Source organism: Cupriavidus sp. 05T313, assembly GCF_056396665.1.
Window position 1 is genome coordinate 16,888 of record NZ_JBFTLX010000064.1, and the last position, 11,379, is coordinate 28,266.

At 66.4% G+C, this 11,379-nt stretch carries 11 protein-coding genes; 9 read left to right on the forward strand and 2 right to left on the reverse strand.

The features are described 5' to 3' along the window. The first annotated feature begins 25 nt into the window (after window positions 1-25). The 6 genes from AC1DKD_RS16300 to AC1DKD_RS16325 all read left to right on the forward strand — a co-directional run bounded on the left by AC1DKD_RS16300 (window position 26) and on the right by AC1DKD_RS16325 (window position 6,099). A complete protein-coding gene (locus tag AC1DKD_RS16300) occupies window positions 26-1,207 on the forward strand; it encodes a c-type cytochrome (protein WP_441629445.1) in 1,182 nt (393 codons plus the stop codon). Window positions 1,208-1,225: 18 nt separating this feature from the next. After that, a complete protein-coding gene (ctaD, locus tag AC1DKD_RS16305; RefSeq protein ID WP_045236273.1) occupies window positions 1,226-2,983 on the forward strand; it encodes a cytochrome c oxidase subunit I in 1,758 nt (585 codons plus the stop codon). After that, a complete protein-coding gene (locus tag AC1DKD_RS16310) occupies window positions 2,980-3,627 on the forward strand; it encodes a cytochrome c oxidase subunit 3 family protein (RefSeq protein ID WP_441629447.1) in 648 nt (215 codons plus the stop codon). The genes ctaD and AC1DKD_RS16310 overlap by 4 nt, the downstream gene beginning before the upstream one ends. Before the next feature lie 33 nt (window positions 3,628-3,660). After that, complete coding sequence (locus tag AC1DKD_RS16315) at window positions 3,661-4,392, forward strand: heme-copper oxidase subunit III family protein (RefSeq protein WP_441629448.1); 732 nt, start codon at window positions 3,661-3,663, stop codon at window positions 4,390-4,392. Between the two features lie 8 nt (window positions 4,393-4,400). After that, window positions 4,401-4,793, forward strand: a complete 393-nt coding sequence (locus AC1DKD_RS16320; protein WP_441629449.1) for a cytochrome C oxidase subunit IV family protein — start codon at window positions 4,401-4,403, stop codon at window positions 4,791-4,793. A gap of 88 nt (window positions 4,794-4,881) precedes the next feature. Further along, complete coding sequence (locus AC1DKD_RS16325) at window positions 4,882-6,099, forward strand: DUF2252 domain-containing protein (RefSeq protein ID WP_441629450.1); 1,218 nt, start codon at window positions 4,882-4,884, stop codon at window positions 6,097-6,099. A 91-nt stretch (window positions 6,100-6,190) separates the two neighbouring features. On the opposite strand, the gene AC1DKD_RS16330 is transcribed toward AC1DKD_RS16325, so the two are convergent. Together AC1DKD_RS16330 and AC1DKD_RS16335 are read right to left on the reverse strand one after the other, a co-directional pair. Next, window positions 6,191-7,618: an NAD-dependent succinate-semialdehyde dehydrogenase gene (locus tag AC1DKD_RS16330; RefSeq protein WP_441629451.1), complete on the reverse strand. Its 1,428-nt coding sequence runs from the start codon at window positions 7,616-7,618 to the stop codon at window positions 6,191-6,193. A gap of 266 nt (window positions 7,619-7,884) precedes the next feature. Further along, entirely contained in the window at window positions 7,885-8,685 is an 801-nt protein-coding gene (locus AC1DKD_RS16335) for an IclR family transcriptional regulator (protein ID WP_441629452.1), read from the reverse strand. A gap of 145 nt (window positions 8,686-8,830) precedes the next feature. Between AC1DKD_RS16335 and AC1DKD_RS16340 the strand changes: the two genes are divergently transcribed. From AC1DKD_RS16340 to AC1DKD_RS16350, 3 genes are all read left to right on the forward strand, one after another. Beyond that, window positions 8,831-10,021 (forward strand): CaiB/BaiF CoA transferase family protein, encoded by a 1,191-nt coding sequence (locus tag AC1DKD_RS16340; protein WP_441629453.1) that lies wholly within the window; start codon window positions 8,831-8,833, stop codon window positions 10,019-10,021. After that, entirely contained in the window at window positions 10,021-10,623 is a 603-nt protein-coding gene (locus tag AC1DKD_RS16345; RefSeq protein ID WP_441629462.1) for a cysteine dioxygenase family protein, read from the forward strand. The genes AC1DKD_RS16340 and AC1DKD_RS16345 overlap by 1 nt, the downstream gene beginning before the upstream one ends. Before the next feature lie 10 nt (window positions 10,624-10,633). Further along, a partial coding sequence (locus AC1DKD_RS16350) for an enoyl-CoA hydratase/isomerase family protein (RefSeq protein WP_477143467.1) occupies window positions 10,634-11,379 on the forward strand: 746 nt, incomplete at its 3' end.

Here is an 11,379-nt window from a genome sequence, read left to right on the forward strand (position 1 = left end):
CCGTACGCAAGGGGGGAGGGTCGGTATGGCGATAGCCATTGCACTCGTGATCATCGTCGTTGCTTCGGTGCTCTTCCATTTCGTGAGCCCGTGGTGGGCGACCCCGCTTGCTTCCAACTGGAAGCAGATGGACGACACGCTGACCATTACCCTGGTCATCACCGGCGTCTTCTTCGTCATCATCAACCTGTTCGTCGCTTATATCGTCTGGCGCTACCGCCATCGCGACGGCGCTCGCGCGCACTATCAGCCGGAAAACAGCAAGCTGGAACTCTGGCTGATCGGCGGCACCACGCTCGGCGTGATTGCCCTGCTCGCGCCGGGCCTGTTCGTCTATGCCGAATATGTGCGGCCACCCGGCGATGCGATGGTGCTGGAGGTAGTGGGCCAGCAGTGGCAGTGGGGCTTTCGCTTTCCGGGCCAGGGCGGCCAGCTTGGCACCTCGGACGCGCGCTTCGTGACGGCGGCCAACCCGCTCGGCGTGAACCCGGACGACCCGCGCGGACAGGACGACATCATCATTGCCGGCAATGAAGTGCACTTGCCGCTGAATCGTCCGGTCAAGGTGCTGCTGCGCTCCAAGGATGTGCTGCACGATTTCTACGTGCCGCCGTTTCGCGCCCGCATGAACATGGTGCCGGGGATGGTGACGTCGTTCTGGTTCACGCCGACCAAGGCGGGTACCTATGAGATCCTGTGCGCGCAGTTGTGCGGGGTCGGCCACTACAACATGCGGGGCAAGGTGGTAGTGGAGGATGCGGCGGCGTTCGATGCGTGGCTGCGCCGGCAGCCCACGTTCGCGCTGACCATGCTGAAGACGCCTGCGCCGCCGGCCACGGCCGGGGCACCCGGAGCGCCCGCCGGCGCCGATACGCTTGCGGAACAGGGCCGCGCGCTGGCCCAGAGCAAGGGCTGCGTTGGCTGCCACAGTATCGATGGCACCGTTGGCGTGGGGCCGAGCTGGAAGGGCCTGTATGGCAGCACGGGAACGTTTGCCGACGGCAGCAGCGCAAAGGTCGACGACGCTTACCTGAAGACCGAGATCACCGATCCGCAAGCGCGCCTGGTCAAGGGCTTCGGTCCGCTCATGCCGAAGATGCCCCTGAGCGAAGAGGAAGTCGGCGCGCTGGTCGCCTACATCCGCGCCAATGGCGCGGGCGGGGCCGCAACGCAGGCAGGCGCCGCGTCCGGCGCCGCCGCAAAATAGGCTGCAGGAGGGAGTGCAATGGCATACACCGACGACGCCGCCCATCATGGCCCGACCAGTTTCTTTACCCGCTATATCTGGAGCCAGGATCACAAGGTGATCGCGGTGCAGTACACCCTGGTCGCCATCTTCGTGGGGCTGATTGGCGTGGTGCTGTCAAACCTGATGCGCCTGCAACTGGGTTTCCCGGGGCATTTCACCTTTATCGACGCCAACCGCTACTACCAGTTCGTCACCATGCACGGCATGATCATGGTGATCTACCTGCTCACGGCACTTTTTCTCGGCGGCTTTGGCAACTACCTGATCCCGTTGATGGTGGGCGCGCGCGACATGGTGTTCCCCTACCTCAACATGCTGAGCTTCTGGGTGTACTTCCTCTCGGTACTGGTGCTGCTGTCGAGCTTCTTCGTGCCGGGCGGGCCCACCGGCGCCGGCTGGACGCTCTATCCGCCGCAGGCGATCCTGCGGGGCACGCCCGGCTACGAGTGGGGCATCATCCTGATGCTGGTGTCGCTGCTGATCTTTATCGTGGCGGCCACCATGGGCGGCCTCAACTACGTCACCACGGTGCTGCAGGCGCGTACCGAGGGGATGACGCTGATGCGCATGCCGCTGGCCGTGTGGGGCATCTTCATGGCCACCATCCTGGCGCTGCTGGCTTTTCCCGCGCTGTTCGTGTCGGGCCTGATGATGCTGCTGGACCGCACGCTGGGCACGAGCTTCTTCATGCCGGCGATCGTGTCGCTGGGCCAGCAGCTCAACTACAAGGGCGGCAGCCCGCTGCTGTTCCAGCACCTGTTCTGGTTCTTCGGCCACCCGGAGGTGTATATCGTGGCGCTGCCCGCGTTCGGCATCGTCTCGGACCTGATCAGCGTGCATTCGCGCAAGAGCATCTTTGGCTACCGCACCATGGTATGGGCGATCCTTGCCATCGGCGTGCTGTCGGTGGTGGTGTGGGCGCACCATATGTTCGTGAGCGGGATGAATCCTTACTTTGGCTTCTTCTTCGCCACCACCACGCTGATCATCGCGATTCCCACCGCCATCAAGGTTTATAACTGGGTGATCACGCTGTGGCGGGGAGACATCCATTTTTCGGTGCCGATGCTGTTCGCCATCGCCTTCGTCAGTACGTTCGTGATCGGCGGGCTGACCGGGCTTTTCCTGGGCAACGTGAGCGTGGACATCCCGCTGTCCAATACGTATTTCGTGGTTGCGCACTTCCATATGGTGATGGGCGTGTCGCCGATCCTGGTGGTGTTCGGCGGCATCTATCACTGGTACCCGAAGGTCACCGGCCGCATGCTCAACGACACGCTGGGGCATATCCATTTCTGGGTGACCTTCGTCGGCACCTATGCCATCTTCTTTCCCATGCATTACCTGGGCATCCTTGGCATGCCGCGGCGCTATTACGCTTACGACAACTACGCCTTCATCCCTGAATCGGCGCACCTGATGAACGCCTATATCTCGGTGGCGGCGTTTATCGTGGCGGCGGCGCAGTTGTTGTTCATCTTCAACCTGGCCTGGAGCGTCAGGCACGGCAGGCTGGCGGGTTCCAATCCGTGGCGCGCGGCTTCGCTGGAGTGGCAGACGCCGCAGACGCCGCCGGTGCATGGCAACTGGGGCCCGGAGCAACCGGTAGTGCATCGTTGGGCCTATGCCTATAGCGTGCCGGGCGCCAGCGAGGATTTCATCGCGCAGAACGCGCCGCCCGATGCCGGCGGCGCCGAACCCGAGCCGCATGCCAGCCGTGGAGCCGTAGCATGAACGCAAACCTGGTCTACCGCGCCAGCGGCGACAGCGAGCGCCGCTCCGGTCCCGGTCCCGGCGACGTGGGCCGGCAGCACGCCCGCCGCGCGCCGGCCAGCATCGGGCTGTGGGTGTTCATGGGCGTGGTGTCCTCGCTGTTTGGGCTGTTTATCGCCGCCTATGCCATGCGCATGGACTCGCCGGACTGGCATGCCGTTTCGTTGCCATGGCAGGTCTGGATGTCCACTGCCTTGCTGGCCGCCGGCAGCGCGGTGATGCTGGTGGCAGCGCGGGCGGCGCGCGACGGACGCTTCACGATGGCACATCGCGCGCTACGCTTTGGCGGGCTGGCCGCAGCTGCATTTGTCGCCTCGCAGTTATGGGCGTGGCAGGCCCTGCTCGCCATCCATGTGGTGCCGGCCAACAATCCCGCCGGCAGTTTCTTCTACCTGCTCACCGCGATGCATGGCCTGCATGTGCTGGGAGGCCTTGTTGGCTGGGTGGTCGCCATGCATGCCGCGCGGGGCAGCGCGCGGGCCACGCTGCGCATCGTGCTGTGCGCGCGCTACTGGCATTTCCTGCTTGCCGTGTGGCTGGTGCTGCTGGCCGCGCTGAACTGGCTCACGCCTGAACTGGTTCGCTTTATCTGCGGGCGCGGCTAGGCGGCCACGTCAAGCATCGAAGGAGACGCACCAATGTCTTCGCAACCCACTCCATCGGCGCCGGCCGAGTCCGGCGGCGCCGCGCTGCCCGGCGTGCCCGCGCCTGCGCCCGTGGTGGCCGGCCTGCGCGGGCTGGTGGCCGACTGGTCGTCCGACCAGCAGGCCTTCAAGGTGTCGTGGGGCAAGGCGATGATGTGGATCTTCCTGCTGTCCGACACCTTCATCTTCAGTTGTTTCCTGACCGGGTACATGACGGTGCGGATCGCCAGCACGGATACGTGGCCGAATCCGAGCATCGTGTTCGGGCTGAAGGTCGGCGGCGCCGAGGTGCCCTTGCTGCTGATCGCCATCATGACCTTCGTGCTGATCAGCAGCAGCGGCACGATGGCGATGGCCGTGAATTTCGCCTACCGCCGCGACCGCGTGAAATGCGCCAGCCTGATGTTTGCCACGGCGCTGTTCGGCGTGGCCTTTGTCAGCATGCAAGCCTTCGAGTGGAGCAAGCTGATCCTTACCGAAGGGGTGCGTCCCTGGAGCAACCCGATGGGCGCGCCGCAGTTCGGCTCCACGTTTTTCATGATCACCGGTTTCCACGGGCTGCACGTGAGCTGCGGCGTGATCTACCTGCTGATCGTGGCGACCAAGGTGCTGCGCGGGCGCTACGAGCGCACGGGCAACTACCAGATCGTGGAGATCGCCGGGCTCTACTGGCACTTCGTGGACCTGGTCTGGGTCTTTATCTTTGCGCTGTTCTATCTCTGGTGAGGCACGCCATGGCATCGTCGACTCCGTCTCCCGATGTGCCCGGCCTGGCACCGGCGGCGCCAGCGCATGCGTCCACCGGCGCGCACGGTGAATCGCATCACGGGCAGCAGCACCCGATTGGCCTGTACCTGAAGATATGGGCGCTGTTGTTCGTGCTGTCCACGCTGTCCTACATGGTGGACTACTTCCACTTCGAGGGTTATCTGCGCTGGACCCTGATCCTGCTGTTCATGGTGATGAAGGCCGGCCTGATCGTCGGCGTCTTCATGCATATGGCGTGGGAGCGGCTGGCGCTGATCTGCGCCATCCTGCTGCCGCCGCTCTGCCTGCTGGTGCTGGTGGGCCTGATGGCGATGGAAGCCGATTACACATTCCTCTTGCGCGGTGCCTTTTTCCGCTRAACGCATGCTCGCCGGGGGCACGGGCCGGTTTTGCCCGAGGCGGCGTGCCGGGTACACTTGAGCGGTTGCCCGCCACCACGAGGAAGCCATGCACCCAGCCACGGAAGCCATCCTGACCTATAACCATGGCCGCGATCCCGAGCGGCTGACCCGCAAGCTCGCCGCCATCGCGGCGGATCCGTTTGCTTTCCTGCGTGGCACCAACCATCTCTATGCGGCCGCGGTGGGCAACGAGGCCGCGCTGATCGAGGCGCCGACCACCTATGTCTGCGGCGATCTCCACCTGGAGAATCTCGGCAGTTTCAAGGGCGACAACGGCCTGGTTTATTTCGATCTCAACGACTTCGACGATGCGCTGGTCGCGCCGCTCACGGTGGACCTGGTGCGCCTGCTGTCGAGCCTGATGGTTGCCGCACCGCAACTGGGGCTGTCCGCTGCCGACGCGCGTGCCGGCGCGCAGAGCATGCTCGATACCTACGCGGCGGTGCTGGCCAGCGGCAAGCCGCGCTGGGTGGAGCGCGCCACGGCCACCGGCATGGTGGCGACGCTGCTGCGCCGGGTCAAACGCCGCCGCCGCGGCGAGGTCCTGGCCGCGCGCACGGTGCGGCGCGCCGGCAAGCGGCGCCTGCTGGTCGACGGCAAGCATGCGCTGGAACCCCTCAAGGGCGCGCGCAAGCGTACCGCAGCGATCCTGAGCGAGTTCGGGCGGCAGTCGCAACATGGGAGGCTGGTGGCCGACGATGCCGCCCGCAGGATCGCCGGCGTTGGCAGCCTTGGACTTGAACGTTACGTTGTGCTGGCTCACGCGGAGAGCGATCCGCTGGCTCAGCGGCTGGTCGACATCAAGCGCGCCGCGCCCAGCGCCTGGCAGGGGCTGCCGTATCGCACGCAGCCCGCCTGGAACAGCGAAGCGTCACGCGTCGTGCACATCCAGCATGCGATGCAGGCGGCCTCCCCGGCGCTGCTCTCGGCGGTGAAGATGGGCAAGGCTTCCTATATCGTCAAGAGCCTGCAGCCCACCGCCGACCGGGTCAACCTTGGCTCCCACACCAATCGCGAGGACCTGCGCGAAGTGCTGTTCACCATGGCGCGCGCCGCGGCCTGGGCGCACCTGCGCGGATGCGGGCACAATGCCGCCGATCGCATCGAGCAGTTGCAGGAGTTTGCCGGCGGTACGCGCTGGCGCGCGCCGGTGCTGCGGCTGGCGCGGCACGGTTGCGAGCTGGCGCAGGCGCAGTGGAAGGATTTTGTCGAGGATTACGAACTCGCCCGTGGCCTGGGGGCGAAGCCAGCCGCGCCGCGTTGAAGGCACCGTGTGACGGGGGAGGGCGCCGGACGATGCATGCGTGCCCTCGTCCGGCGCTTCCGCCGCGGCGGTGAGGCCGCGGCATTGCGCATCAGACCTGCGTGATGAACTTGGTCACCAGGTAGCCATCGAAGGTTTCCTGGCCGCCTTCGCTGCCGATGCCGGAATCCTTGATGCCGCCGAACGGCGTCTCGGCCAGCGCCATGCCGAAGTGGTTGATATTGACCATGCCGGCTTCCAGGCCGTTGGACACCAGCGTCGCGGTCTTCAGCGAGTTGGTGAACACGTAGGAGGCCAGGCCGAAGGGCAGGCTGTTGGCGCGGCGCAGCACTTCCTCCGCATCCTTGAAGCGCGTCACCGGCGCCACCGGGCCGAAGGGCTCGTCGACCATCAGCTTGGCGTCGTCGGGCAGGTCGGTGACCACGGTGGGGGCGAAGAAGAAGCCCTTGTCGCCGATGCGCTTGCCGCCGGCCACGACCTTGCCGCCGCGATGGCTGGCGTCATCCAGGAACTGTTCCATCGAGGCGATGCGGCGCTCGTGTGCCAGCGGGCCCATCTGGGTACCGTCTTCCAGGCCGTCGCCGACCTTGATCGAACCGATCACCTCGGTAAAGCGCGCCAGGAACTTGTCGTAGGCTTTTTCCTGCACGTAGAAGCGCGTGGGCGACACGCACACCTGGCCGGCGTTGCGCAGCTTGAAGCGCGCCAGCATTTCCGCTGCCGGCTCGATGTCGGCGTCGTCGAACACCAGCACTGGCGAGTGGCCGCCCAACTCCATGGTCACGCGCTTCATGTGAGCGCCGGCCAGTGCGGCAAGTTGCTTACCCACCGGCACGGAACCGGTGAACGAGATCTTGCGCACGATCGGCGATTCGATCAGGTAGGTGGATATTTCGCCCGGCACACCCCAGACGATGTTCAGCACGCCCGGGGGCAGGCCTGCATCGTGGAACAACTGGGCCAGCGCGACCACCGCGCTGGGCGAATCTTCCGGGCCCTTGAGGATCAGCGTACAGCCGGCGCCGATGGCCGAAACCATCTTGCGGATCGCCTGGTTGAAGGGGAAGTTCCACGGGGTGAAGGCCGCGCAGACGCCGATCGGCTCGCGCACCACGATCTGGCGCACATTGGGCTGGCGCGGCGGGATCACGCGGCCGTAGATGCGGCGGCATTCCTCGGCGTGCCATTCGGCGTGCTCGGCGCAGATCATGACTTCGCCGATGGCTTCAGCCAGCGGCTTGCCCTGGTCCAGCGTGATGTTGCGGCCGATCTCCTTGGCGCGCTCGCGGGTCAGTTCCGCAACGCGGCGCAGGATCCTGGAGCGCTCCAGTGGCGAGGTCTTCTTCCAGCTTTCGAAGGCGCGCTGCGCCGCGGCCAGGGCGCGGTCGAGGTCCGCGCGGCTGGCGTGCGGCAGCTTGCCCAGCAGTTCCTGGGTGGAAGGGTTGATGACGTCTTGCTCGCGTCGGTCCCCTCCCTTGACGAATTCCCCGTCGATGTAGAGGGCGAGATCCTGGTACATGCCTTTCTCCTGATGAAGGTTGCGTGCGACAAGTGCAGCCGGTGCTGCCGCTGTGAGGGTGCCGTGCCCGGGCCGGGCACAGCGGCGAAACCACAAGCTTAACCTGACGGCTCATTTTGTGCACCGGCGGGCGCCGGCTGTCCTGTGCCTTGCAGGTTTCTCTTTACCGATTGCAAAGTTCCATCAAGTGGCTGGCATACGAGTTCTGAATCGCCTCCAGCAGTTGTTCCCGATTCGCTGGAATCGCCATTTGCGCTCCCTTCCGCTCAGGTGTGCCGCACCGCCACCATGCTGCGCGTGGCGAGGGCCAGCGCATTGTGCCGGGCACCGCCGCCGAGGCTGTCGGAGATCTCCGTGGCGGCATTCAGCACCAGGTCGGCGAAGCCCTTGATTTTCTGCGGCTTGAAGCGCTCGGCGGGTCCGGACAGCCCGACCGCGGCAATCACATGCCCGTTGCGGTCGCTGATCGGAGCGGCGATGCCATACACCGTCTCGCGCCACTCGCCGCGATTGACCGCATAGCCCTGCTTGCGGACTTTTTCCATTTCCTGCAGGAAGCGCTCCGGCTCCACGATGCTGTTGGGCGTGGACGGCGCCAGCGCGGCCGACATGCGCTGCAGCGCGGCGTCCGGCTGGAATGCCAGCATGGCCTTGCCGGTGGCCACGCAATGCGCCAGCGCGCGGCCGCCGATCTGGGTATAGGCGCGCACCGGGTTGGGGCTGTCGATCTTGTGCACATAGACCACTTCGCCGCGATCCAGCACGGACAGGTGGACGCTTTCGCCGCTGGTGTGCATCAGCTTGTCCATCCAGGCTTCGGCATGGCGGCGCAGGTCCAGCCGCGAGAGCACCGCCGAGCCCAGTTCCCAGAGCTTGATGGAGGCGCTGTAGCCGGTGCCGGAGGTGTCCCGGATCACATAGTTGAGATCGGTGAGCGCTTGCAGCAAGCGGTGCACATTGCTCTTGGCCAGGCCCAGGTGGGCGGCGATCTCCGTCAGGCCGAGAGGGCGCTCGCTGTGGGCCAGCAGCTCGATGACACCCAGGCCTTTGATCAAGGTGTTGTTCATGTCGGACTTGCCGTGTGTGGCGCACCCGGCATTGGTTCTCAAATGTGGAACGATTGTAGCCTATTTTGGAACGTGAATATAATGATCCGCATCGCGGTCCAAAGGCGGGAGTCAGCCGGGCCGTCAACGTTTTCCGGGTATCCAGATGCACGATGTCAGCGAGAAGGACCTGCCCCTGCACGGGGTCAGGGTGGTGGAGTTCTGTACCGTGGCGGCCGGGCCGTTCTGCGGCATGCTGCTGGCCGACATGGGCGCCGAGGTGGTCAAGGTGGAGCCGCCGGACGGCGACACCTTGCGCCAGTGGCCGCCGCTGTCGAACGGGTTTTCCGAGAACTTTGCCTCGCTCAACCGCAACAAGCAGTCGGTGGCGCTCAACCTGAAGGATCCGGCCGACGTCGCCCTGGCGCGGCAACTGATCCTGGACGCCGATGTGGTGATCGAGAACAACCGTCCCGGCGTGATGGACCGGCTTGGCCTGGGCTATGCGAGCTTTTGCGAGCACAAGCCGCAGTTGCTGTACTGCTCGGTGTCGGCCTATGGCCAGAGCGGCCCGCGCGCCGGCGAGGGCGGTTTCGACCTGACCATCCAGGCGGCGGCCGGGGTAATGAGCGTGACCGGCGAGCCCGATGGCGCGCCGGTCAAGTGCGGCGTACCGCTGGCCGATTTCGCTTCGGGGCTCTACGCCGCCTTCGCCATCGCCAGCGCGCTGGCGCGGGTGCGCGCCGGCGGTGCGGGTTCGCATATCGACGTGCCGATGTACGGCTGCACGCTTGGCATCGCCGCGCTGCAGACCAGCGAATACTTCGGCACGGGCAAGAGCCCGGTCAAGCTCGGCTCGGCCCATCCGCGCAATGCACCGTACCAGGCCTTCCGCGCCGCCGATGGCTACTTCGCCATTGCCGCGGGCAACCAGAAGCTCTGGCTGGCGGTGGTGAAGGTCGTGGAGTTGCCGGCGCTGGCGGCCGATGCCCGCTTTGCCACCACGCGCGACCGTGCCGTCAACCAGGTTGCGCTCAAGGCGCTGCTGGAAGAGTGTTTCGCGGGAGCCGGCGTGGCGCACTGGATCGCGGTGTTCAATGCCGCCGGCGTGCCGCATGCGCGCATCAACGACTACGCCGCCGCGCTGGACGATCCCCAGGTCGCGCATATGGAGTGGGTGCAGCCGCTGACGTTGCCGGGCGGCCACCAGACGCGTACCTTCGCCTCGCCGCTGCGCTTCGATGGACAGGGGCTGCCGATCCGCCGCGATCCGCCGGCGCTGGGAGAGCACAACGACGCCATTCGCGCGCGCTACCCGGTGGGCGGCGCGGACCATGACACTTCCAGGGAAGCATGATGAATGACAAGATCGAACGGCTGCGTGAGTTCGTCGCCACCATCAGCCGGCTGGTGGAACAAACCGGACCCGGTACCGGTAACGAGGCCGCGCTGCTGGCCGGCGCCACCGGTCCGCTGCGCGAACTGGTGGCGCACGACGACTGGCTGCCCGACGCGATGGCGCGGCCGCATCCCGTCTATTACCAGCAGCACCTGCTCTACGGCGATCCGCTTGACCGCTTCTCGCTGGTGAGCTTCGTTTGGGGGCCGGGCCAGCAGACGCCGGTGCACGATCACACCGTGTGGGGCCTGATCGGCGTGCTGCGCGGCGCCGAGCTCGACCAGCACTACCGTGCCGAGGCGGGCAAACTGGTGGCCGATGGCGGCGAGGTCCTGTTGTCCGCCGGCCAGGTGGCCGCCGTATCGCCCACGCTGGGCGACGTGCACCGCGTGCGCAATGCGCACGACGACCAGGTCTCGGTCAGCATCCATCTGTATGGCGGCAATATCGGCCGCATCCGGCGCCATGTCTACGACGCGGCGAGCGGCGAGACCAAGCTGTTCATCTCCGGCTACTCCAACGCGCTGGTGCCCAACTTGTGGGCCCAGGCGGCGACGTGAGGGGGCCGCGGTGACACAAGGCATCCTGCTGGCCGACAAACAGGGCGACGTCACCCGGCTGACGCTGAACCGGCCCGGGCGCGGCAATGCACTGTCGGCCGCGCTGGTGGAGGAGCTCGCGGCGGCGGTGCAGGTGTGCCACCACGACGGCACACGCCTGCTGTCCATTGAGGGCGCGGGCACGCATTTCTGCACCGGTTTCGACCTGGGCGACCTGGATAGCGAGAGCGACGATTCGCTGCTGGCGCGTTTCGTGCGCGTCGAACTGCTGCTGCAAAGCCTGCATGGCGCGCCCTTCACCACCGTAGCGCTGGTGCAGGGGCKGGTCATGGGCGCGGGTGCCGACCTGCTTGCAGCCTGCGAGCAGCGCTGGGTCGCGCAGGGCAGCAGCTTCGCCTTCCCGGGGGCGGCCTTTGGCCTGGTGCTGGGCAGCGCGCGGCTGGCGGAGCTGGTTGGCGTGGCCACGGCGCGGGAATGGATCGGCAGCGGGCGAGCCGTCCGGACAGAAGAAGCGCTGGCCGCCGGCCTGGCCGGCACCGTGGTGGAACCGGAGGCACGCGCGGCCGCGCTTACGGCACTGGCCGCGCGTGCGCGCCGGCTCGATGCACCGACGCAGGCGGCCATCCACGCCGCCACGCTGGGCGGGCCCGGCGCTGCCGATGCGGCGCGCGCCGCGCAGCTAGCCGAACTTGTGCGTTCCGCCGCCCGTCCGGGGCTAAAGGCGCGCATCGCGGCTTATCGGGAGGCATCCAGGCG